Raw genomic sequence first — 23,125 nt, forward strand, 5'->3', positions numbered from 1 at the left:
AGATTTAATTGGATATCGAGGTTCTGCGCCGTGCACCGCTCTTCGCGTCGCTGGGTGATGAAGTTTTTGCCACGCTGACCGAAGAACTGACCGAGGTTGACCTTTCCCGCGGCGCCTCTGTGTTCCGCGAGGGTGACCAGGGCGACCGTCTCTATTTCATCGTCTCCGGCAAGATCAAGCTGGGCCGCACCTCCGCCGATGGTCGCGAGAACCTGATCGCCGTTCTCGGCCCGGGTGAGCTCTTCGGCGAAATGGCTCTGTTTGACCCACACCCGCGCAACGCTACGGCCACCGCCGTATCGGAAACTCGCTTGGCTGGTCTGAGCCACGAGAACATGCGCAAGGCCATCGTTAACTCCCCAGAGGTTTCGATCCAGCTCTTGCAGGCACTGGCAGCCCGCCTGCGCCGCACCAATGAGTCGCTGGCCGATCTGGTCTTCTCCGACGTTCCCGGTCGTGTGGCCAAGGCACTGTTGGACTTGGCAGACCGCTTCGGTCGTCCGGCTACCGACGGCATCTTGGTTGCCCACGAGCTGACCCAGGAAGAACTGGCTCAGCTAGTTGGCGCTTCCCGCGAAACCGTGAACAAGGCACTGGCCGAGTTCGTACAGCGTGGCTGGCTCCGACTGGAAGCCCGCGCCGTGGTCATCCTCGACATCCAGCGTCTGCGCCAGCGCTCGCGCTAGGTAGCGGCACTTCACTGTCAAAGAAGGGAGCTACGGGCTTTGGCCCGTAGCTCCCTTCTTTTCATGTCGTCACGCCTCTAGATTGGCCTGAGCGACTCGCTGTTCGAAGACAGCGTCAGATCTAGAAGATACTTCCCTTCACGAACCACCAGACCCGGATGATTCAGGTCGAGGGCTCGAACACGGGATAGATAGGCGATAACACCGTTTGCATCGGCCATTTTCTCCAGCATGATCTCTACTGCCGGATTGCTGATCTGGCTTAGATTCAGTCCCTTGGTGTCTTCCTGATTGACCTCGTCACCCAAGGTGGACTGTGTGCGCTGCGCCAGGACCTCCTGAGCGTTACACCAGCGCGCCCAACGGCCCTTGGCGCGCAATAGGCTCGGCTCCTGGCGCAACGGGACGGTGGCCGCAAAATACCAGGTGTCAAAACGCCGAATAGCAAAGTTGGGGCTCAACCAGTGACCAATGGGACGTAGCAAATCGGTACGCAAACCGAGTCCACGCCGAGCCAGAAAATCGTCAAAGGTCAGGTCCTGCACCGCGATCGCTTCGCGGGACTCCATCCATTCTTCCGGGTCGGTCATTTCGATGACGCTCTGGTCATCGGTGCCGGCCAGTAAGACCCCGGTCTCCTCGAAGAGTTCACGGATTGCACAGACAAGGTGGGCTCGAACCACCTGCTGATCCAACACGCGCAGGCGTTTGGACCACTGTGAGAGGGTCGGACCGAACCAGGTGTAGTCCGCCGATTGATCGCTGGCCTCGAAGCTTCCTCCGGGAAAAGCCACCGAACCCAATGGAGAGGCGCCCGGGCGATAGCCGAGGTAGGTCTCCACGCCAGTGGTTCCGTCGCGGACCAACGCCACGGAGGATGCGCGGCGGACCGCACGCGGAGTCCGATCCCCGAAGGCAAACCAATTCTCCGCCGCAGCCATCTGCTGCGGCGGCAATTCAAAGTACCGTCTGGTTAGCCCAGCGCGCGGGCTACGAATCGCACCCCGCGCGCCGGACGGACCGAAAGTGCTACGCAAACTCGACGATGACCTCAACCTCGACGGCAGCGTCTAGCGGCAGCACCGATACTCCGACGGCGGAGCGCGAGTGCTGACCGGCTTCACCGAAAAGTTCGCCGAAGAATTCGGAAGCACCGTTGATTACGCCCGGCTGCCCGGTGAAGCTCGGATCCGATGAAACGAACCCGACGACTTTCACGATGCGCTGGATGCGATCGAGGTCGCCGATTTCGGCCTTAATCGCGGCCAAAGCGTTCAGGGCGCAGGTGCGTGCCTGGGCCTTGGCGTCTTCCGCCGTAACCTCGGCGCCGACCTTTCCTACGGCTGGGAGTTCACCATTAATCAGCGGAAGCTGACCTGAAGTGTAGACGTAGTTCCCGGTCACAATGGCCGGCTGGTAAGCAGCGACCGGCTTAGCAACCGGAGGAAGGCTTAAACCAAGCTCCGCTAGACGGCCTTCGATCCGCGAAGAAGTGGCTTCTTGCATGGAGTTTCTCCTTAAGTAGTGTTAGTCCTTGGGGCGCTTAAAGAAGGCGAGCAGGGCACCGGATTCGGCCTTGGTAATGACCGAAACAAGCTCCCATCCGTCTTCTCCAAAGTTGTTCAGCGCTAGGCCTTCATTGTGCAGTGGCAGGGGTGCAACTCTGTATTCCCAGTTAGTCATAACCGATACGTTATCGCGTCCTTGTAAACTGGTGGGTATGGCAGCCAAGAAGTCACCCTTTTTTGATACCGCCACCACCATGGGGAAAGTCGTTGCGTTCTTTGGAATCAGCGCCCTATGTGGTGTGCTCGCCGCCGGCATGCTTGTGCCCGTGGCAGCGATCGCGAAAACCGGTTTGACCACCGGTTCGAACATTTTTTCGGCGCTCCCGTCGGACTTTGAGAAACTTCCTATCTCTCAGCCCTCCGAGGTGCTAGACCGAAAAGGTAGGGTCATTGCATCCTTCTATGACCAGAACCGTGAACCGGTCAAGCTCAAAGATATTTCGCCCTACATGCGCAAGGCAATTGTGTCGGTGGAAGACGAACGATTCTACGAGCACAGCGGCATCGACCCGCGAGGTATCGCCCGTGCCCTCGTAAGCAACTTAATGTCGTCTTCGCGTCAAGGCGCTTCGACCCTGACTCAGCAGTACGTCAACAACCTCTTGATCAACAATGACGAAATGCGGGGGGAAGAGGCCGATACCGTCTCCGGCGATAAGTCCTATGCAGCCAAGATTCGTGAGTTGAAGTATGCGGTAGCCATCGAGAAGGAAATGTCTAAAGACGAGATCCTCGAAGGGTACTTGAACCTCGTATTGTTCTCCGGCCGAGAATATGGCGTGCAGGCTGCCGCTCAACGCTTCTTCTCGGTCGACGCTAAGGATCTAAACCTGCAGCAGTCGGCCATGTTGGCTGGCATGGTGCAGCTTCCAACTGTTTACAACCCGCTCACGAATCCAGAGCGCGCGCTAGATCGCCGCAATAAGGTGCTGGCAAATATGTACCGCACCGGTGCGATCGACAAGAAGGAATACGAGAAGGCCGTCAAGTCGGATCTGGGCACTAAGCCAAGTGTTTCGCGTTCCGGTTGCATGGCTGCCAAGGAAAACGCCTACTTCTGCGATTACGTCTCCGCTTTGATTTTGCAGGACAAGGAATACGGCAAGACTCTGGCTGACCGTCGTAACTTGCTCTACCGCGGTGGCCTTCAGATCAAGACCACTTTGGACGCGAAGCTGAACAAGAAGGCACACAAGGACGCGAAGAAGGCCATCGACCCCACCGCTAAGTCCAACGACGATGTGTACGCCTCCATCGTTTCCGTGGAACCGGGCACCGGAAATATTCTCGCCATGGCGCAGAACACCAACTACGATCCGGACGCAAAGCGTGGAAACACCACCTACAACCTCAACGTTGAGGCCTCCAAGGGTGGCGCTGGTGGCTTCCAGGGTGGTTCGACTATGAAGCCGTACACGACGCTGGCGTGGCTGAAGGAAGGCCACAGCATGTACGACAAGATTAATGCGAAAAAGCAGACCTTCATGCCGGGTTACAAGTTCAAGGCGTCCTGCCTGCCGGGCGGCACAGCGACCGTCGGCAGCAAGTGGACACCAAAGAATGCTTCATATGGTTTCTACAAAACCATGCCCGTGAACACCGGCCTGTTCTGGTCAATCAACTCGGCTACGGTGCAGGAAGCCACCAAGCTGGACCTGTGCAATATCGCTGGCTACACCGAAGCTGTGGGACTGCGTGACGAAAAGGGTAAAAAGAACGAGGATGGCACCTACACGCCGACTCCGATTAGCCCGACCAACCCGTCCTTCATTATTGGCTCGGCCAGCATTACCCCGCTGCGCCAGTCGGCCGCTTTTGCTGCTTTCGCAAATAAGGGCGAATACTGCGAACCGCGCGCACTGACCTCGGTCAAGGACTCTAAGGGCAACTCCTACAAGATCAAGAAGGAGACCTGCTCGCAGGCAGTCGAAGAGCAGTACGTTGCCGACCTAAACGGAACGTTGCAGAAGATCGCTAAGCAGCGTGTGTCCAAGGGTCGCGTTCCAGGCACCATCGCCGGTAAGACCGGTACCAACAACGGTGCGACCTCGACCTGGTTCGTGGGTTACACCACCGGTATTTCCACCGCTGCTTGGGTGGGCCGCCTGAAGGGTCAGAACGAGACCGAAGAGAATGCGATGCACGGCACGATGATCAACGACAAGCGTGCTCCACGCATGGTTGACTCCTCGACCTATGCCGCTCCACTGTGGGTGGACTTCATGGAAGAGGCCGTGGGTCAGTTCGAGCAGAAGTCCTTCGGCAGTGCCCGGTCGGCACCGAAGCCAAAGCCCGCTCCGAAGACCGATGAGGACGACGATAAGTCGTCATCGAGCGACAGCAAGAAGGAATCCTCGGACGATAAAAAGGAATCCTCTAAGTCCGACAACAAGAGCGAAAAGAAGTCCTCGACTTCGGAGACTAAGAGCGAGAAGAAGAAGTCCGCGAGCGCTGGGAACAACGGCAATCAGGACTCCTCCGGCACCAACGGCTGGCAGGCAAATCACAATAACTCGGGTGGCGCCCAAGGATCTCAACGAGAATCTGACGGCTAACTCACTTGTTTGAAGGCCGCGCCCGATATTTCTCTCGGGTGCGGCCTTTGGCATAGATTGGCAGTGGCACCTGGCTTAGGGTGACGGCTCTTGAAAGGACGATGACGGTAAAGTCATGGCAGCACACGCGAACTTCCTCAACACGTTGCGCGAAGCTACCGGCAAGGGATTGCTCGTGGCCTCGGGCGCGGCCGCAGTCGGCGGTGCGCTCTTTGGATACGGCATGCACGAGGCATCGCGTTTCGAACTACGTCGCGAGACTCTGCCGATCCTCCCCCGCGGCAGCGCCGATCTTCGGATCCTGCACCTTTCGGACATTCACATGGTGCCCGGTCAGCAGCTGAAACACGACTGGCTACAGTCGCTGGCGGCCGAGGAACCAGATCTGGTGATCAACACCGGCGACAACCTCAGCCACCATGACGGTGTTTCCGCCCTGCTCGATGCCCTCGAACCCTTGATGCAGTTCCCCGGACTGTTCGTTCCGGGGTCGAATTGCTACTTCGCACCCAAGCTCAAGAACCCGCTGCGGTACCTTGCCCGCTCCAAGGGCACCCCGAGTCCTAGCGAACGTGATTCATTGGATTTCACTCGGATGCACCGCGCATTCGGTGCCGCCGGCTGGATCGATATGAGCAACCGCAACTACGCCACCGTCTTCCAAGGAATGCGACTGGAATTCTCCGGGGTCGACGACCCGCACATCGACCGCGACCACTTCGCGGGGTGGCCCGCCGGGTCCTCGACAAGCCACGAGGCCCCACATGTGCGTATCGCCCTGACCCACGCCCCCTACCAGCGAGTGCTTGATGAGTTCACCGAGTCGGGCGCCCACATCATCTTCGCCGGGCACACACACGGCGGCCAGGTCTGCATTCCCGGCTACGGGGCGCTGGTTTCAAATTGTGACCTGCCAACCTGGCGTGCCCGAGGACTGACGTACTGGGAATACGCCGGACGGGAAGTCCCACTGGAAGTTTCCGCGGGAATCGGCACCTCCCGCTTTGCACCGGTTCGCATTGCCTGTCGCCCCGAGGCGGCACTGTTGACGCTGACCGCGCGTAGCTGAGGACCAGCAACCCTATTTGTCGATTGAACTTTCTCAACTACTCCGGATAATCTAGTTGTCGATCAAAGAATTCGGTATCGACAAGGGGTTGTATTGTGCCGCGGGTAGAAACGACAAGAACTAGCTCCCCGGCAACGCTCCGCGTTACCTTGCGGCGTCTGGCCCCCTTCGTCAAGCCAGTACTCCCCCGGCTGTTCGGTGGTTTCCTCTGTGCACTAGGTGCCGGTATCGTCGCGTTGGTCATTCCTCAGGTGTTGTCCTGGTTGGTCAACGAGGTGCTCCAAGTCGGCGGGGCAAGCCAGCAGGTCTGGATCGCCGTGGCCATCGTCGCGGGTTTGGGGTTGCTCGAAGCCTTCTTCATTTACATGCGTCGGCAATTTGTGCTCAACCCGGCCGCACGAGTAGAAACTACTCTCCGTACGCGTTTCTATCAGCACCTGCAGCGCTTGCCGGTCGCATTCCACGAACGCTGGGGCTCCGGGCAGCTGCTCTCCCGATCCATGTCGGATCTCTCGCTGCTACGACGCTGGTTGGCCTTTGGCGCGATCATGCTCATCGTGGAAACGGTCACCGTGATCACCGGCCTGACGCTCATGTTCTTCCACTCCTGGCAGTTGGGCCTGCTGTACTTGCTGGGCGCGATCCCCATCACCGTCAAGGCCTTTCGCTTCCGTAATGACTACCGGGCGGCCAGTCGCCTGAGCCAGGATCAGGCCGGTGACCTAGCGACCGCGGTTGAAGAATCCGTGCATGGGATCCGCGTGATCAAGGCCTTTGGCCGTGGTCGTCATTTGTATGAAGGATTCAGCTCGCAGGCCCAAACGCTTCGCGAAACCGAACTGACAAAGGCCAAAACCCTAGCCGGCTTCTTGGGCATAGTTGTCACCGTGCCACAGGTCGTCCTCGGCATCGGTCTGGTTCTGGGACTTTGGCTATGCGCTCGAGACGAAATTTCCGTGGGCTCGCTCGTAGCATTCTTTGCCACCGCGGCCGTATTGGCGCGACCGGTGGAAGGCATGGGCATGCTGCTGGGCATGACGCTCACCACGAAGACTGCGCTGGACCGCCACTTCGAGGTGATGGACGCCCACAATGACATCACCTCCCCAGAGAATCCGCGCACGCCGGAGAAGCTCGAGGGTCGCGTTAGTTTCGAGCATGTGCGCTTTGGCTACCCGGACGAGGCGGGTCTAGCCCGCCCCATTCTGCAAGACGTCGACTTTTCGATCCGTCCGGGCGAGACCATGGCTCTGGTCGGTATCACCGGTTCGGGCAAGACCACATTGCTGAATCTGGTGCCGCGGCTTCACGATGTCAGCGCCGGCAGCGTACTGATCGACGGGCTTGATGTCCGCGAATGGGATCTCGATGCGCTTCGCACCCACATCGCGGTGGCCTTCGAGGACACCACGCTCTTCTCCTCCTCCATCCGCGAGAACGTGCTCATGGGTGTCGAGGATGGGTTAGATGAGACCGCAGCCCAGCAACGCCTCGACGAGGCCTTGGACGTCGCACAAGCGGGTTTCGCCCGTGAACTGCCCGAAGGAGTGGACTCCGTCATTGGCGAGGAAGGACTCTCGCTCTCCGGCGGCCAACGGCAACGCATTGCTCTGGCCCGCGCCATCGCCGCCAAGCCGCGCGTCCTCGTGATGGATGATCCGCTCTCGGCCCTCGATGTGCGGACCGAGGAAGCGGTTAGTGCACGGTTGCGTGAGGTGCTAGAGGGCACCACCACGATAGTGGTCGCCCACCGTCCCTCCACCGTGATGCTCGCCGACCGGGTGGCAGTTCTGCGTGACGGTCGAATCGATGCGGTCGGTAGCCACGCGCATCTGATGAGCACCAATGAACATTACCGCTACGTGATCGCCAGCCTGGACGAGAACGATTCGAGCATGGAAGTGAAGGTCTAAGCAGATGCAACACACCGGAGTTTCCAACGAAGATGCCATCACGCTCAGCCGCGAACAGCGTAAAAGCGTGCGTCGCCGTTCCTTCCATTTGCTCGGCAAGCTCGCGGCACCACAGAAGCGGCTGCTGACGCTCACGGTCACGCTGGTGTTGCTTTCCAACGCCGCACGCGTGGCGCTGCCGATGCTCATCGCCTATGCCATCGACCACGCCCTCCCCGCCCTACGCCAAGGCGACTTTGCGGCCCTTGGTTTAGCCGGCGGGGCTTACATCCTCTGCGCCATCCTCGGTGGCGTCCTTCTGGGCTGGTACATCAACTGTGCCGCTAAGATGTCGCAGGCGATGCTCCTAGATCTACGGTTGCGCGTCTTTAGGCATACCCAGCGGTTGAGCCTGGAGTTTCACGAGAACTACACCTCGGGACGCATCATTTCGCGGCAGACCTCAGATGTGGAGACACTACGCGAGCTGCTCGATCAGGGTGTCTCCGAACTGGCCTCGTCCTGCGTGTTCATCCTCTTCACGCTAGCCTCGATCTTCATTCTTGATTGGCGCAGCGGGCTGGTGATTTGCGTGGCCGTGATTCCCCTGGTGCTGCTTTTCCGCTGGTACCAGAAGAACTCCGAAGTGCTCTACCGTGAATCGCGTGTGGTCTCGGCGAGGGTGATCTCCACCTTCGTGGAAACCATGACCGGAATCCGCGCGGTGAAGGCCTTCCGCCGGGAGAAGAGCAACGACGAAAAATACACGACCATCGCCGAGGCCTACCGCGAAAACTCGGTGCGTTCCTTCAACCTCTTCGGCATCCTGCAACCGGGGTTGATGCTGATCGGCAACCTAGCGGTGGCCTCGGTCTTGGCCTACGGTGGATTCCGGATCCTGGAAGGCAGCATGGCCGTGGGTGTGCTCGTGGCCTTGCTGCTAGCCTCTAAGCGCGTCTTCCAGCCCGTGGAAGGCATCGCCATGTTCTACTCCTCGCTCCAGTCGGCAACGGCAGCGTTGGAGAAAGTTTCCGGCCTTTTGGAAGAGGAACCGACCGTGGTTGAGCCGGAGCATCCCAAGTCCATCGAGACCGTCGCCGGCCACCTCGAATTCAAGGACGCCGTGTTCGGGTACGGTGACGGCCCGGTAATCATGGATCGCTTCAGCCTCGACATCCCGGCCGGGCAGACCGTGGCGGTCGTGGGTCAAACCGGCGCGGGAAAGTCGACGCTCGCGAAACTTATCGCACGCTTCTATGACCTACGCTCCGGAACGCTGAGCCTGGACGGGGTGGCCATCGAGCAACTGTCCAATGCCGAGCTTCGCCGCCACGTGGTTATGGTGACGCAGGAGGCGTTCCTGTTTTCCGGTTCGGTGGCCGAAAATATCGCTTTGGGTCGCCCCGGGGCGAGCCTCGCCGATATCGAGGCTGCCGCGCGGGCGGTGGGCGCCCATGAGTTCATCACCGAGCTTCCCGAAGGCTACGACACGGATGTGAACAAACGCGGTGGACGCGTCTCCGCCGGACAACGCCAGCTCATTTCCTTCGCACGAGCCTTCCTTGCAGATCCGGCCATACTCATTCTCGATGAGGCCACCAGCTCACTGGATATCCCCTCCGAGCGTGCCGTGCAGCGGGGTCTGCAAACCTTGCTTGGAAACCGTACGGCGCTGATCATTGCCCACCGTCTGTCCACGGTGCAGATTGCCGATCGCGTGCTTGTGGTCCATGACGGGCAAATCGTCGAGGACGGAACCCCTGAGGAATTGATCGGGGCCGAGGGGCGTTTCGCCGCGCTACACAAAGCCTGGCGCGACTCGCTGGTCTAGGAGCCCCGATTTGGATAACAACTTCCCGGATTTCACCCCGGCCCCGAACCAGGGTGGTGACCCGGCACTCTACGAGCTGGAGAACGCCGCGATTGATCCGGAGGGCGTGCTGTGGGAGCGCCTGCGCGGGCTTGCGGATTGGACCGGACAGAGCATTCTGGATTTGGGCTGTGGGAGCGGTTTTTGGCTTGAACGTTACTCCGCGCGGGCCGCGACGGTCTTTGGCGTAGAGCCGGATCCGAGGCTGCTACCGCTCGCTCGGGCGCGTACCGGGGACTCGATCGTGCAGGCCGGCTCCGCCGAACATATCCCCCTGCCCGACGCCAGCGTAGAAATTGTCCACGCCCGCTTCGCGTACTTCTTCCCCAGTACCAGCAATGACTGCTCCGCCGGGCTCGCGGAAGTGCTACGCGTGCTGAAGCCCGGCGGAAGTCTCGTCGTCATCGACAACGACCACCACAACGGCGACTTCGCCCATCTGCTGGCCGCAAGCCACTGGGCCACCTCGCAAGGCGAGGAGAGCTACATTCGAGACTGGTGGGCGCAGCACGGCGCGCAACGCCACGAGGTGCTCAGTGCTTGGCGCTTCGACTCGGCCGCCGACTGTGAATCCGTCCTGCGTCTGGAGTTCCCGGCGGCCGTGGTCGATAACTGGGTGCGGCAGCATCCTGAGCGACGGGAGCTGAGCTACGGATACGTCTTGTACCACCTGCGCCGTCCCCAAGCGGAGACCGGATCCTAAGAGCCTCAAGGCAAAACAAAGGTCCCGTCTCGTTGGGCACCCATTGGGTGCTCAACGAGACGGGACCTTGTTTAGTGAGCGCGACTTAGCGGTCGGAAGCCGGCTGCGGGGTGCGCTCCCGCTCCTCGTCGGCTCGTTGCTCCCAGAAGGTCGCCCCGACGATATTCAGCGGACGTGGATCGAACTGCGGATCCAGGCCCTTCTTCTTCTGGCGCTCGTAGTCACGTAGCACCTTGAAGGCCGGCTGCTGCAGGATCAGGATGCCGATGATGTTCAACCAGGCCATCAGGCCCACACCGATATCGCCCAAGGTCCACGCCTCGGTGGCGGTACGGACCGCGCCGAGCGCCACGGCCACCAGGATCAGCATCTGCAGTGCGAGGGTGGACAGGCGACCCAGGCTGGTTTTGATGCCCGGAATCATGAATGTCGCGCCCTTGCCCAACAGGAAGCGCAGGTTGGTCTCGGCCATGTAGTAGTAGGCGATGATGGTCGTCAGGCAGAAGAACATCAGCGAGACCGCGATGAAGGATGCGCCGAACCCGGCAAAGGTACCGTCGAAACCCGCTTGGACGAAGGTCGGACCCACGGCAATGTCGGAAGGCAGCAGGCCGCCTTCGCCCAGAATGCCACTGTCCTCGGTGCCGCCACGGAAGACCCGGTAAGCGCCGGTGGAGAGGATCAGGAAGCCTGTGGCCGAGCAAACGAAGAGGGTGTCGACGTACACGGCGAAGGCCTGTACTAGACCCTGCTTACCCGGGTGCGATACCTCGGCGGCAGCTGCAGCGTGCGGGCCGGTACCCTGACCGGCTTCGTTGGAGTACACGCCGCGCTTCACGCCCCACATGACGGCCAAGCCGAGCACCGAACCGAAGGCTGCGTCCATGCCGAAGGCGCTGGCGAAAACCATCTTGATGACGCCAGGCAGTGCCTCGGCGTTAGCGAAGACCACGATCAGGGCCAGCAGGATGTAGGCCACGGCCATGAACGGCACCACGAAGGTAGCGAAACCGGCGATTCGCTTCACGCCACCGATGATCACGAAGGCCAGCACGATCACGGCGCCAACGGCGACAACCCACGGGTTGACGGCCCAGGCACCTTCGATGGCCACGGCCATCGAGTTGGACTGCACGCCAGGCAACATCAGGCCACAGGCCAGCACGGTCACGGCGGCGAAGATGTACGCATAAACGTTGAAGAAGGCCTTGCCGCGGGTGTGGGCCAGCGCCTGCTTCAGGTAGTAGGCCGGGCCACCGCGGTATTCGCCGGTGAGCTGGTCTCGGGACTTGTAGACCTGACCCAGCGCGGATTCGACGAAGGAGGTCGAGGCGCCCAAGAAGGCCACGGTCCACATCCAGAACAAGGCGCCCGGGCCGCCGAAGGCGATGGCGGTAGCCACGCCGGCGATGTTACCGGTACCCACACGGCCAGAAAGTGACAGGGCCAGCGCCTGGAAGGAAGAGACGCCAGAAGCTGAACGCTCGCCGCGGAAGAGCAGGCGGATCATTTCCTTGAAGTGACGTACCTGCAGGAACCGGGATCGGATCGAGAAGTACACCCCCGTTGCCAAACAGAGATACACCAGAGCGTCGCTCCAGATCACCCCATTGATTTCGTCTAGAACTGCTTGCACGTTGGTCCTTCCTTAGTGCTGCCAGTTCGCCGGATCCGGCCCCTGACAGAAAGTTCGCGAGTGTTGTGTGATGAACAGCACATAAGTGTAGCGTGAAACGAGTGCGTATCCTATTCGGGCCGCTGACATGACAAAACGCCCGCGCACTCGGCGGAGGAACCACTAAGTGCACGGGCGTTTTCACGATTGCTACGAGGCGCTAAAGCTACGTCCGGTCAGACGCTCGTAAGCCTCGATGTACCGGGCGCGCGTTTTCGCCACGATGTCTTCCGGCAGCTGCGGCGGCTGCTCGCCGGAGTTCTTGTCCCAGCCCGATGCATCGCTGGAGAGCCAGTCGCGCACGAACTGCTTGTCGAAGCTGGCCTGCGGCTGGCCTGGGGCGTAGCTGGCGGCATCCCAGAAGCGCGAAGAGTCCGGGGTCAGCACCTCGTCGCCTAGGGTCAAGGTTCCGGTGGCCGGATCGGCACCGAATTCGACCTTGGTGTCGGCCAGAATAATGCCACGCTCGCGGGCGATGCGTTCGGCCTGCGAATACAGGGCCACGGTCTGCTCACGCAGCTGCTCGGCCACTTCGGCACCGACCTTCTCGACGGTCTGTGCGTACGAGATATTCTCGTCGTGCTCCCCCACCTCGGCCTTCGCCGAGGGAGTGAACAGCGCCGGTTCGAGGCGCGAGCCATCCACCAGGCCTTCGGGCAACGGCAATTCGCAGACGGTGCGGGACTGCTTGTACTCTGCCAAGCCGGAGCCGGTCAGGTATCCACGCGCAATGCATTCGATCGGATACATATCCAGCTTCTTGCAAACCATGGCCCGGCCGGCCACGGCTGCTGGAACGTCGGTGGAGATCACGTGGTTCGGGAACTGTTCGAGCTGCTCAAACCACCACAGGCTCAGCTGAGTCAGTACCTTGCCCTTGTCCGGGATTTCGCTGGTCAAGACATAGTCGTAGGCGCTGATGCGGTCCGAGGCGACCACCAGCACACGATCGGTCTGCTCGAAGCTGCTGCCTGCCGGAATATACAGGTCACGCACCTTGCCGGAGTAGAAGTGGTCCCAGCCCTCGAGGACGGGCACGTCGGTCTGATATCCGCTCATTTACTGGCCCTCCGTTGCGACGCTGATTTCACCGTTGGCGGCCTTCAGGGCAATATCGCTACGCGACTGCGCCCCGGGCCAGGAAATCTCCGCGACACCGGCGTAGGCCTTTTCGCGTGCTGCGGCGAGATCGTCGCCGAGTCCGACAACTGCCAAGACGCGGCCACCGGCGACCGTAATGTCGCCCTCCTCGTTGATGCTGGTCCCGGCGTGCATCACGTGTACGCCATCGAGTGCGTTGGCCGCGTCGAGGCCGGCGATCGCCGAGCCCTTCACCGGGGTGTCCGGGTAGTTTTCGGCGGCAATCACCACGTCCACGGCGGTCTGTGGCGACCAGCGGAGCTGCTCGGCGTCGTCCAGCTGGCCCTTCGCGGCGGCCAGCAGAACCCCGCCCAGCGGGGTCTTCAAGCGAGCGAGTACGGCCTGGGTTTCCGGATCACCGAAGCGTGCGTTGAACTCGATCACGCGGATGCCCCGGCGGGTGACGGCCAGACCGCAGTACAGCACGCCGGTAAAGGGGGTGCCGCGGCGTTCCATTTCGCGCAGGGTCGGGTAGGCCACGCGCTCCATCACTTCATCCACGAAACCGTCCGGGAGCCATTCCAGCGGGCTGTAGGCACCCATGCCACCGGTGTTCGGGCCCTGATCGTTGTCGAAGATGCGCTTAAAGTCTTGGGCCGGGGCCAGAGGCACGGCATGTTTGCCATCGCAGATCACGAAAAGAGAAACTTCGGGGCCGTCGAGGAACTCCTCGATGACGACGCTGCCGCCGAGGGCGAAGCAGGCCTCTGCGTGCTCAAGGGCAGCCGCGCGATCTTCGGTGACGACAACGCCCTTACCCGCGGCCAGGCCATCGTCCTTCACCACATAGGGTGCGCCAAAGCTGTCCAGGGCGGCTGCGGCCTCGTCTGCGTTGACCGCGACCTTAGCCATGGCGGTGGGGACCTGCGCTTCGGCCATCACGTCCTTGGCGAACGCCTTGGAGGCTTCAAGTTGCGCGGCGGCACGGGTGGGTCCAAAGACCGGGATATTCGCTTCCAGCAGCGCATCGGCCACACCGGCGGCCAAGGGCGCCTCGGGACCGATGACCACAAGGTCGCTGTCCAGCTCGCGAGCCAGCTTGAGCACGGCCTCGGGATTCTGCGCGTCGAGCGCGTGAACCGTTACATCTTGCGCGATACCGGCGTTTCCGGGGGCACAATGAACCTGTTCAACATAGGGATCTGCACTAAGTGCGCGGACAATTGCATGTTCACGGCCGCCTGGGCCAATAACCAGTACCTTCACAGGCCCCAAGTTTACCGGAGGGCCGGGCTACGACCATCGTCGATGACCCGCCGCCTCACGGCTGGATAGACTGCACCCTATGTCCGAAGAAATAACGCTCGCCGACTGCCAGGAACTCGTGCGTGTCACCCGCAACGGCCACGTGGAATCACGGCATCTGGGGATCGCGGTGGTCCTCGCCCCCGACGGTACGACAAAGTTCGCCCTGGGCAATCCCGACGCATGGATCTTTCCGCGCTCCGCGCTCAAACCCTTCCAAGCGCTCGGGTCGCTGAGCAGCGGCGCCGAGCTCACCGCCGAACAGCTCGCGATCGCCTGCGCCAGCCACAGCGGCACCGACGCTCATCAGGCGCTGGCCGAGCAGATTCTCGCTGCGGCCGGGCTGTCCCCAGCGGCATTGGGGTGCCCGGCGGCTTGGCCGGCGGATTCGGCCACGCGCAGTGCGCTCACCGTCCGCGGTGGTGCGCCCAGCTCGCTGGCCTTCAATTGCTCGGGTAAGCACGCCGCTTTCTTGGCCGCGGCGGTTGCCCTTGATGAACCCACCGCAGGATATTTGGATCCCGAACACCCGGTCCAGCGGGCCGCATTGGCCGCGATCGAACGATGGTGCGGGCCGCTGGGCGCCATCGGCGTCGATGGTTGCGGGGCACCGGCTCCCATGCTGCAACTGATCTCGCTGGCCCGCGGCTTCAGCGCCTTGTCCTCCGATGAGGATCCCCAACTGGTGGTGGTGCGCGAAGCCATGCTGAGCCATCCGTGGGCTGTTCAGGGCGAGCATCGGGCCAACAGCGTGGTGATGCGTGAGACCGGGGTTCTGGCCAAACTCGGCGCCGAAGGTGTGCTGGCGATGGCGGCCCCCGACGGCACGAGCGTGGCGCTGAAAATGCTGGACGGTTCGCAGCGCGGCACCGACGAGCTGGCGCTGTCGCTACTCGTCCAAGCCGGTGCCTTGGAGCCCGCGGCCCTCGAACGTCTGCGGCCGCTGCTGCGTCCGGAGGCCAAGACTGCAGGAGCGCGGGCCGCCGGGCTGGAGTTCGCGACGGTGGATTTCTAGTGCGTTCCGCTCGTTAAAAGCAGAGATTCGAGGGGTACACCACATTTGTGGTGTACCCCTCGAGTCTCTAGCTGCGAGTGTCGCCTAGTGCTTGGTGCGGCGACGCATGATCAGGCTTACTGCACCGCCGAGCATCAGCAGCCCGGCACCCACGGCCAATACGCCGGTAGCGGTGGAGGCACCGGTCTCGGCCAGCACATCGTCTTCTTTCTTGCTCGGGGCCGGGGCCTTGCTCGAGGAGGAAGGCGCTGGCGTCTGCGACTCGCTTGGTTCGTCGCTTGCGCTCGGCTCGGTGGACTCGCTCGGTTCCGGCGAGACGGACGGCTCCTCGGAGGCACTTGGCTCAGGTGATTCAGATGGCTCAGGTGACTGGCTCGGCTCTTCGGACGCGGTCGGTTCTGGAGTCTCGGAAGGCTCCGGCGACTGGCTCGGCTCCGGGGTTTCGGAGGGCTCAGGTGACTGGCTCGGCTCCTCGGACTCGGTTGGTTCCGGGGTTTCCGATGGGCTCGGTTCGGTGCCCGGGTCCTGCTCCACCACGACGGTCACCGTGGTCGGCTCCGATTCCTTGGATCCATCGGACACCTTGTAGGTGAAGGTCACCTCGCCGGTGAATCCTTCGGCCGGCGTGAACTCGACCTTGTCGCCGTTGATCTCGCCCAAAGTGCCCTCAGAGGCGTCCGGGCCCTCGACTACGGAGTAGGTCAGTTCATCACCATCGGGGTCGCTGCCTAGCAGCGTGATGGTCTTCGCCGTATCGATCGGCGTCGAGGTCGTGATTTCCTCGGCCACCGGCGCTGCGTTGGACTTGAAGCTTCCGGCCGCGATCACCACGGCGGAATCCAACATCAAATCAGAAGTATCGGCAATGGCCAACTTGATGTGGTTGACCTGACCTTCTTTAACCGGCGCTTCAAACTTCAGCACGGTAGTGAACCCATCGAGCTCAACGTTAAACTTCGGGTCAGCATCCGAGTTATCCCGGTAGAAACCGCTATTTAGCTCATCGTTAATCGTGTTCACGGTGATCGGCTGAGCGCCGTCGGCCGTGGAAATCAGAGCGTGGTTGGTGCCGTTGACGAAAAATCCGAATACATCGTTGTATTCGGTGCCAACAAATTCGGTGTATTCCTCGGAACCGAACACATAACTGAAGGTAACGGTCTTTGCATCCGGCACGAAGTCGAATTCAAGGACGGCCGCATCGCCGGTCGAGTTTGGGTCCACGATGGCATCCAGATCGGCGTCGCCAGCGGCCCCGACAAATACCGACGTACCGTCGTCGTCATTAGGGCCGAGCAAGATACTGTCCTCGCCGGAGACGGCGCCACTCGTTAAGACCACGCCCTCGTCGATACCCAAGTCTGCGCCAAAACCCTGCACCGTGCCGGCGCTGATCGGGTCACCGGTGTACTTGACGTTGGAGATTTCGGTGTTGTCTCCAACGAGCGACTCGGCAAGCTTCTGCGCGGAAAGCACGGACGGGTCGGAAAGGTCGGTGACCTTCTGCTCGGCTGCCAGGGCGGCCGGAGCCACAAGGCTCGTCACGGTCAAAGCGGCAGCGCCAAGGCTTGCGCCCAAGGTACGTCGTAACGTCATGAAGTGTCCTTCGCGTGTGATGTTCGCAACGGTTAATGGTGATGATCCACACTCCAGATTACCGGACCTTGGTGTTACCGAACAGAAACCTGCGAAAATTCTCAACGCTAATTTCCGCGCAATTCCGCGCAATTCCGCGCTTTTTCGCTTCGGTGAGCCTTCAGCAAACTATCCACTTTGTCGATTAATCGACCTCTGGCAAGGCCATTGATAAGCAGCGTGGCCACCGGCACCGACCCAGAATAAGGTGGTCTGCGGGGCCCAACGAACGGCCGTAACATTCCCTCACCGAGTGAGTGCTCTACGGTCTTAGCCCACAGTGCGGACGAACGAAAGGATGCTGATTGCCTATGGCTATCAAACGGCGCATCGATGAAGCGGCAGGTCGCACGGCGCTCCGCGAATGGGTTGATGCAACAGCCGCTGGAGAAAAGCTCCCCCGCGCGCAGCTGGCCACCGCCGTGCGCTTTGCTCTTGAGGAGCTCGCCTCGCGTGCCGAAGGCAACTCCGTCGAGGTGCGCGTCCCGCCCTTTGGTGTCACCCAATGCATTGCCGGACCTCGACATACCCGTGGCACCCCACCCAATGTGGTCGAGCTACCTGCCGATCTCTGGCTGGCCCTTGTCACCGGGCGCACCCACTGGCAGGAAGCCCTCGCCTCAGGGCATTTGCATGCCTCCGGTCTTAGGGCAGACTTGGCGGCGCACTTGCCACTGATTGAGTACCCTTAACGGTATGGAGCAAGCCAATAACAGTCCCGCGGCACAGAACGATTCGATCCCCGTTGTGGTGCATCGAGTTCCGCGGTTTTGGCCAGTCATTCTCACCTTTACCGCGTTGGGCGTGGTAGCCGGTGCGATCACTGGTCTCATTGGTCTCCCCTCGAGCGAGTACACCCGCGCTGCTGCGATGGGTTTCTTCGCAATGTTCTTCGGAGGACTGGGCGCCGGAATCGGCGCCGTGGTTTACGTGGTGATTGACTGGCTCGCGGCCCGCAAGGGCTCCAAGGGTCAAGCCGTCGCCATGGCCGAAAACACCGACAGCGGGCAACCGGAGAGCTAGGGCTACTTCCGCATGTTCACCGGGCCGCATCCCACCACACAAACGGTCGGCAACGACCAACAATCGTGAAAGAATAAAGACATGGCGCGTGGCGATGGAATGCTTAATCATGACCTGCTCCCGGACGAGAAGGGACCGCAGGACGAGTGCGGTGTTTTCGGCGTTTGGGCACCTGGCGAAGAAGTCGCCAAGCTGACCTACTACGGACTGTATGCCTTGCAGCACCGTGGACAGGAATCCGCCGGCATCGCCACGAGCGACGGGGCGCGCATCAATGTCTACAAGGACATGGGGCTGGTCTCTCAGGTCTTTGAAGAGACCACCTTGAACTCCATGAAGGGCCACCTGGCCATTGGCCACTGCCGCTACTCCACCACCGGAGCCAGCCACTGGGCCAACGCCCAGCCCACCTTGGGCCCAACCCCTAACGGTACCGTCGCCCTTGCGCACAACGGCAACCTCACCAATTCCGCGGACTTGGCGGATATGGTGCGCGGCAAGATCGAGGCCGATGGTGGCAAGGTCCGCGGCGAAATCGCGCAGGGCAACACCACCGACACCGCGCTGGTCACCAATCTTCTGAACGGTGACCCCGGCCAGACTCTGGAGCAGACCGCGCTGGAACTGCTGCCAAAGGTCGAGGGCGCATTCTGCTTTGTCTTCATGGACGAAGACACCCTGTACGCCGCGCGCGATCCACATGGCGTTCGCCCACTCGTGCTTGGACGCCTTGACCGCGGCTGGGTAGTTGCCTCCGAGCAGCCGGCACTGGCCACCGTGGGTGCCTCCTTTATCCGCGAGATCGAACCCGGCGAGCTGATCGCCATCGACTCCAACGGTGTACGTTCCACCCATTTCGCCGAAGCCACCCCCAAGGGCTGCGTCTTCGAGTACGTCTACCTCGCCCGTCCCGACGCCGCCATTGCCGGCCGCTCGGTGTACGAGTCCCGCGTGGAAATGGGCCGTGTGCTGGCCCGCGAAAACCAGGCCGAAGCCGACATCGTCATCCCGGTGCCCGAGTCCGGTACGCCTGCGGCCATCGGCTATGCCGAAGAGTCCGGCATCCCCTTCACCCACGGCTTCGTAAAGAACGCCTATGTGGGGCGCACGTTCATCCAGCCCAGCCAGACGCTGCGCCAGCTGGGTATCAAGCTCAAGCTCAATGCCTTGGAAACGGTGCTCAAGGGCAAGCGCGTGGTGGTCGTGGACGACTCGATCGTCCGTGGCAACACCCAGCGCGCCGTGGTGCGCATGTTGCGTGAGGCCGGCGCCTCCGAAGTACACGTGAAGATCTCCTCGCCACCGGTGAAGTGGCCCTGCTTCTACGGCATCGACTTCGCCACCCGCGCCGAGCTCATCGCCAACGGTGCCGCCGTGGACGAGATCGCCGCCTCCATCGGAGCCGACTCGCTGGCCTACATTTCCGAAGACGGCATGATCGATGCCACGCGTCAGCCACGCGAGCGCCTGTGCACCGCCTGCTTCACCGGCGACTACCCCATTGCCCTGCCCGATGACAGCCGCCGCGGCAAGAACCTGTTGGAGAAGGCGAACCAGCCAGGCTGTGAGCCGGGCCCCGATGCCGACCTGCAGTCCGTGCTCTAACCCACGAAACGAAAAGGACCGAAAGATCCATGAGCGAAACCCCAGCGCAGCCAACCTCCATCACCTACGCCGGAGCCGGCGTGGACGTCGAGGCCGGCGATCGCGCCGTTGAGCTGATGAAGGACGCCATCAAGGCCACCCACAACTCCTCCGTGATCGGCGGAGTAGGCGGCTTTGCCGGGCTGTTCGACGTTTCCTTCCTGACCGGGTACCGCAAGCCGTACCTGGCCACCTCCACCGACGGCGTGGGCACCAAGGTCGCCATCGCGCAGAAGCTCGATGTGCACCACACCATCGGTCAGGATCTGGTCGGCATGGTCGTGGATGACATTGTCGTCGTGGGTGCCAAGCCGCTGTTCATGACCGACTACATTGCCTGCGGCAAGGTTGTTCCGGAGCGTATCGCGGACATTGTGCGCGGTATCGCCACCGGCTGTGAACTGGCCGGGACCGCACTGGTCGGCGGCGAGACCGCCGAGCACCCAGGGTTGCTGGGGGTCGACGAGTACGATGTGGCCGGTGCCGCCACCGGCGTGATCGAGGCCGACGCCCTGCTGGGCCCGGACCGCGTCAAGGCCGGCGACGTGGTGATCGGCATGGCGTCCTCGGGTATTCACTCCAACGGCTACTCGCTGGTGCGCCGCGTCATCGCTCACGCTGGTTGGGAACTGGACCGTGAGGTCGCCGAATTCGGACGTACCCTCGGCGAGGAGTTGCTCGAACCGACCCGCATCTACACCTCGGCCTGCCTCGAGCTGGTCGATTCGCTCAACGCGGGCGACACCTTCGGCGTCCACGGTTTCAGCCACGTCACCGGCGGTGGCTTGGCCGCAAACCTGGCCCGCGTGCTGCCTCAGGGTCTGATGGCCCGCATCGATCGTTCCACGTGGTCGCTGCCGGCGATCTTCGCAACCATCGGCCAGTTGGGCAACGTGCCACAGGCCGACCTGGAACGCACCCTGAATCTGGGTGTGGGCATGGTGGCAGTGGTCGATCAGGCCGTCGCCGATCGTGCCGTGGAACTTCTCAATGCCGCCGGTATGGGTGCTTGGGTGATGGGCTCGGTTGAAGCGCTCACCGACCAGGCCACCGGAGCCGGTGCCGACTTCGTGCAGGGCGCCAAGGGTGTCGATGGCGGCGCGGTGCTGCTGACTGGCGAATACGCCAAGTAGATTCACGCCTTTTCTTTGGCTCATTCGATGTGCCGCGCCGTGAGGGCGCGGCACATCGCCCGTTAACCGCCGCGCACCGGCACACAACACGTCACACGGCCTCGGTTAGGGCCGGCCTCTCCGGCCTTCCACCGGGCGTGATCGCGCGGAAAGCTTCGCTTTCCTAGCTCAGTCGGGCGAGGGCCGTCTCGAGCGGCTCACGCCAGCGCCACGTAGCCTTCTGTTCGCCGCGCACGTGCCCGTTGGTGATCAGCGCGACCGGGAGCCCTCGTTTCACAAAATTCAGCAGGCTCTTGTAGCCGCTCATCACCGCCAGCGAGGACCCCAGGACGAGCAGGCTGTCGCTGCGCTCTTCGAGTAGCTCAATCTGCCGCTTACGTTCGCTGGGTACGTTCTCCCCGAAGTACACCACATCGGGCTTGAGCGCATAGGAGCCGCAGTTCAGGCAGGGCACCATCACGAACTTGTCCACGAGATACTGCGGCAACTCCACGTCGCCATCGGGGTTCACCGCCGTGGGATCGAGATCGACCTGTTGCAGGTAGCCGATATTTGCCGCTTCGAGCCGCGCGTCGAGGGCCGTACGCTCCTCGCTGGCGTGGCAATCGAGACAGCGGACAATTCCAAGATCCCCGTGTACCGAGATCACATGCCGCGACCCCGCCTGCTGATGCAGCCCGTCGACATTCTGGGTGATGATGCCGCTGATTTTTCCGTCATCTTCCCAGCGCGCGAGGGTGCGGTGGATGTTGTTGGGTCGTGCCGAGTCCATATGCCGCCACCCCACGAACCCGCGGGCCCAATAGCGGTGGCGAGCTTCCGGCCGGTATTTGAACTCTTGATAGGTCATCGGTCGGTGGCGCTGCAGGGAACCGTTGGGACCTCGGTAATCGGGAATTCCCGAATCCGTAGAGACTCCGGCCCCGGTCAATACCAGAACCCTACCGGCCTCGAGTAAGCCCTGCACCGCAGCGGCCGCCTGAATCGGATCGTGCGCTGGGGCTTGTTCGGCGACCACCCGCTGCATGGACCGGATAGCCGACTGATGTGCCATCCGGATCGAGAGTTCCTCTTGGGGGTTCATCCGCAGACCTTTCGCACCGGTTATTTAGGGACGACAAAGACCGCAACGACCCTTGCTGAATTCAGCGTAGTCGTTGCGGCTTGTCGTGAAGGTGAAGGAAGAGCTGAACTTCCGCTAGCCCGGTATGGAGACCTTAGTCTTCCTCGGGGTCGCTGGAATACTTCTTGGCCAGCTCATCGTAATCCGAGTACTCCTCGTCATCATACGATGTCTCGGCAGGTTCTACCCCCTGCGCGTGCGGATCGGGCCGCACGCCGAGTTCGCGCTCGAGTGCGGAGAGATCTGTCGCCGGCGAGTAGTACTTAATGTCTCGCGCCTGGCGTTGTGCTTTAGCCTTTTGACGGCCGCGCCCCATGGCGTGACCCCCTCTTTTCAGTAGAGTCGGGAGGTGGTCTACCTAAATGGTAGAGGCCCCCGAATATGTGATCAGTTCTTTCGTAATTAAAGGTTAACACGATTCAGCGACGTCCGCTGAACGCAACACGTGACGTAGCGGCTAGACTTGGTATTAGTCCACTGACTATGTTTTGTATGTGACTTAGCTCGCTCGACAACTATGAAGGAGCCGACCCGGTGGCCGAAGAGAACCTGCCAGAGCCCAAGGCGGCGCTGCCGGCGCTCCAGCCCGGGCCGCCCGAACAGGAGCGCCCCAATCGTCGCATCGGACAGTGGTTTCTTTTAGTCGTCGCCGTGGTAGCTCTCAGTGCCGCTTTGGTCTATGTGATCCTTCAGTTCCTCACCCCGGCCGAAGACCCCGGGGCCCGAGAAGTACCCCGCAATGAGCGGCCCGGCCTCGACGGTGTCATTGCCACCGAGATGCCGCCCGAGCAGTTAATCGTCGGGGACTGTCTGCGTGGGTTCACCGGCCCCTTGGATCTGCAGACCGTGGTGACCTGTGACAGCTCGCATAACGCTCAGCTGATCGGCACCTTCACCTTGGAACATGACAGCTTCCCCGGAGCCGACGCGCTGCTCACCGAATCCGAAGACCTGTGCAAGTCGGTGGCCATCGACCCGTCCGCGGGCCTGGATTCCACGTGGACCTACCATTTTTCGCGTCCTTCGCAGAGCACCTGGTCCGAAGGTGACCGCCTCGTCTCCTGTTTCCTGAGCCTGGATTCCGGAACCGTACGCAGTTCGTTGTTGCCGGAGGCGGAGCAGAGCTAACGCCCTGCCCCGCCTAAACGA

At 61.7% G+C, this 23,125-nt stretch carries 21 protein-coding genes; 12 read left to right on the top strand and 9 right to left on the bottom strand.

Annotated features, from left to right (window positions below; all coding sequences use genetic code 11):
* Positions 1 to 8: 8 nt before the first annotated feature.
* The gene (locus ACJD00_RS12285; protein ID WP_309405903.1) at positions 9 to 686 is read left to right on the top strand and encodes a Crp/Fnr family transcriptional regulator; all 678 of its coding nucleotides are present in this window, start codon (positions 9 to 11) and stop codon (positions 684 to 686) included.
* 77 nt (positions 687 to 763) lie between these two features.
* On the opposite strand, the gene ACJD00_RS12290 is transcribed toward ACJD00_RS12285, so the two are convergent.
* The 3 genes from ACJD00_RS12290 to ACJD00_RS12300 all read right to left on the bottom strand — a co-directional run bounded on the left by ACJD00_RS12290 (position 764) and on the right by ACJD00_RS12300 (position 2,369).
* The gene (locus ACJD00_RS12290) at positions 764 to 1,627 is read right to left on the bottom strand and encodes an NUDIX hydrolase (RefSeq protein ID WP_418909335.1); all 864 of its coding nucleotides are present in this window, start codon (positions 1,625 to 1,627) and stop codon (positions 764 to 766) included.
* Between the two features lie 88 nt (positions 1,628 to 1,715).
* A complete protein-coding gene (locus ACJD00_RS12295; RefSeq protein WP_418907231.1) occupies positions 1,716 to 2,192 on the bottom strand; it encodes a RidA family protein in 477 nt (158 codons plus the stop codon).
* Positions 2,193 to 2,213: 21 nt separating this feature from the next.
* Complete coding sequence (locus ACJD00_RS12300) at positions 2,214 to 2,369, bottom strand: hypothetical protein (protein WP_309405900.1); 156 nt, start codon at positions 2,367 to 2,369, stop codon at positions 2,214 to 2,216.
* 37 nt (positions 2,370 to 2,406) lie between these two features.
* Here ACJD00_RS12300 and ACJD00_RS12305 point away from each other — a divergent pair, with 37 nt between their 5' ends.
* From ACJD00_RS12305 to ACJD00_RS12325, 5 genes are all read left to right on the top strand, one after another.
* On the top strand, positions 2,407 to 4,809 hold the full coding sequence (locus ACJD00_RS12305; protein WP_418907232.1) for a transglycosylase domain-containing protein: 2,403 nt from the start codon (positions 2,407 to 2,409) through the stop codon (positions 4,807 to 4,809).
* A gap of 115 nt (positions 4,810 to 4,924) precedes the next feature.
* The gene (locus ACJD00_RS12310) at positions 4,925 to 5,878 is read left to right on the top strand and encodes a metallophosphoesterase (protein ID WP_418907233.1); all 954 of its coding nucleotides are present in this window, start codon (positions 4,925 to 4,927) and stop codon (positions 5,876 to 5,878) included.
* Positions 5,879 to 5,973: 95 nt separating this feature from the next.
* Positions 5,974 to 7,791 (top strand): ABC transporter ATP-binding protein, encoded by a 1,818-nt coding sequence (locus ACJD00_RS12315; protein WP_418907234.1) that lies wholly within the window; start codon positions 5,974 to 5,976, stop codon positions 7,789 to 7,791.
* 4 nt (positions 7,792 to 7,795) lie between these two features.
* Positions 7,796 to 9,601, top strand: a complete 1,806-nt coding sequence (locus ACJD00_RS12320) for an ABC transporter ATP-binding protein (RefSeq protein ID WP_418907235.1) — start codon at positions 7,796 to 7,798, stop codon at positions 9,599 to 9,601.
* A gap of 10 nt (positions 9,602 to 9,611) precedes the next feature.
* Positions 9,612 to 10,343 (top strand): class I SAM-dependent methyltransferase, encoded by a 732-nt coding sequence (locus ACJD00_RS12325; RefSeq protein ID WP_418907236.1) that lies wholly within the window; start codon positions 9,612 to 9,614, stop codon positions 10,341 to 10,343.
* A gap of 85 nt (positions 10,344 to 10,428) precedes the next feature.
* On the opposite strand, the gene ACJD00_RS12330 is transcribed toward ACJD00_RS12325, so the two are convergent.
* The 3 genes from ACJD00_RS12330 to purD form a co-directional block, all read right to left on the bottom strand.
* A complete protein-coding gene (locus tag ACJD00_RS12330) occupies positions 10,429 to 11,979 on the bottom strand; it encodes an alanine/glycine:cation symporter family protein (RefSeq protein WP_418907237.1) in 1,551 nt (516 codons plus the stop codon).
* A 189-nt stretch (positions 11,980 to 12,168) separates the two neighbouring features.
* The gene (locus ACJD00_RS12335; protein WP_418907238.1) at positions 12,169 to 13,077 is read right to left on the bottom strand and encodes a phosphoribosylaminoimidazolesuccinocarboxamide synthase; all 909 of its coding nucleotides are present in this window, start codon (positions 13,075 to 13,077) and stop codon (positions 12,169 to 12,171) included.
* Positions 13,078 to 14,364 carry a phosphoribosylamine--glycine ligase gene (gene purD, locus ACJD00_RS12340; RefSeq protein ID WP_418907239.1) on the bottom strand — a complete coding sequence of 429 codons (1,287 nt, stop codon included), beginning with the start codon at positions 14,362 to 14,364 and terminating at the stop codon, positions 13,078 to 13,080. It lies immediately after the preceding gene.
* A gap of 79 nt (positions 14,365 to 14,443) precedes the next feature.
* Between purD and ACJD00_RS12345 the strand changes: the two genes are divergently transcribed.
* Positions 14,444 to 15,418 carry an asparaginase gene (locus ACJD00_RS12345; protein WP_418907240.1) on the top strand — a complete coding sequence of 325 codons (975 nt, stop codon included), beginning with the start codon at positions 14,444 to 14,446 and terminating at the stop codon, positions 15,416 to 15,418.
* 84 nt (positions 15,419 to 15,502) lie between these two features.
* Here the strand turns inward: ACJD00_RS12345 and ACJD00_RS12350 are convergent, their stop codons facing one another.
* Entirely contained in the window at positions 15,503 to 17,014 is a 1,512-nt protein-coding gene (locus tag ACJD00_RS12350) for a choice-of-anchor L domain-containing protein (RefSeq protein WP_418907241.1), read from the bottom strand.
* A 350-nt stretch (positions 17,015 to 17,364) separates the two neighbouring features.
* Here ACJD00_RS12350 and ACJD00_RS12355 point away from each other — a divergent pair, with 350 nt between their 5' ends.
* The 4 genes from ACJD00_RS12355 (at position 17,365) to purM (ending at position 20,853) form a co-directional block, all read left to right on the top strand.
* On the top strand, positions 17,365 to 17,745 hold the full coding sequence (locus ACJD00_RS12355; RefSeq protein ID WP_418907242.1) for a sterol carrier family protein: 381 nt from the start codon (positions 17,365 to 17,367) through the stop codon (positions 17,743 to 17,745).
* Between the two features lie 4 nt (positions 17,746 to 17,749).
* A complete protein-coding gene (locus ACJD00_RS12360) occupies positions 17,750 to 18,076 on the top strand; it encodes a hypothetical protein (RefSeq protein WP_418907243.1) in 327 nt (108 codons plus the stop codon).
* 81 nt (positions 18,077 to 18,157) lie between these two features.
* Positions 18,158 to 19,681 (top strand): amidophosphoribosyltransferase, encoded by a 1,524-nt coding sequence (gene purF, locus ACJD00_RS12365; RefSeq protein ID WP_309405880.1) that lies wholly within the window; start codon positions 18,158 to 18,160, stop codon positions 19,679 to 19,681.
* A 29-nt stretch (positions 19,682 to 19,710) separates the two neighbouring features.
* Complete coding sequence (gene purM / locus ACJD00_RS12370; RefSeq protein WP_418907244.1) at positions 19,711 to 20,853, top strand: phosphoribosylformylglycinamidine cyclo-ligase; 1,143 nt, start codon at positions 19,711 to 19,713, stop codon at positions 20,851 to 20,853.
* Between the two features lie 163 nt (positions 20,854 to 21,016).
* Here the strand turns inward: purM and ACJD00_RS12375 are convergent, their stop codons facing one another.
* Together ACJD00_RS12375 and ACJD00_RS12380 are read right to left on the bottom strand one after the other, a co-directional pair.
* Positions 21,017 to 21,937, bottom strand: coding sequence for a Sir2 family NAD-dependent protein deacetylase (locus ACJD00_RS12375; protein ID WP_418907245.1), 921 nt, complete (start codon positions 21,935 to 21,937; stop codon positions 21,017 to 21,019).
* A gap of 133 nt (positions 21,938 to 22,070) precedes the next feature.
* Entirely contained in the window at positions 22,071 to 22,292 is a 222-nt protein-coding gene (locus tag ACJD00_RS12380; protein WP_309405874.1) for a DUF3073 domain-containing protein, read from the bottom strand.
* A gap of 218 nt (positions 22,293 to 22,510) precedes the next feature.
* Here ACJD00_RS12380 and ACJD00_RS12385 point away from each other — a divergent pair, with 218 nt between their 5' ends.
* Positions 22,511 to 23,104 (top strand): septum formation family protein, encoded by a 594-nt coding sequence (locus ACJD00_RS12385; protein ID WP_418907246.1) that lies wholly within the window; start codon positions 22,511 to 22,513, stop codon positions 23,102 to 23,104.
* The last annotated feature ends 21 nt before the right edge of the window (positions 23,105 to 23,125 follow it).

It is taken from the genome of Glutamicibacter endophyticus, from assembly GCF_048457885.1.
Taxonomy (GTDB): Bacteria; Actinomycetota; Actinomycetes; order Actinomycetales; family Micrococcaceae; genus Glutamicibacter; species Glutamicibacter endophyticus.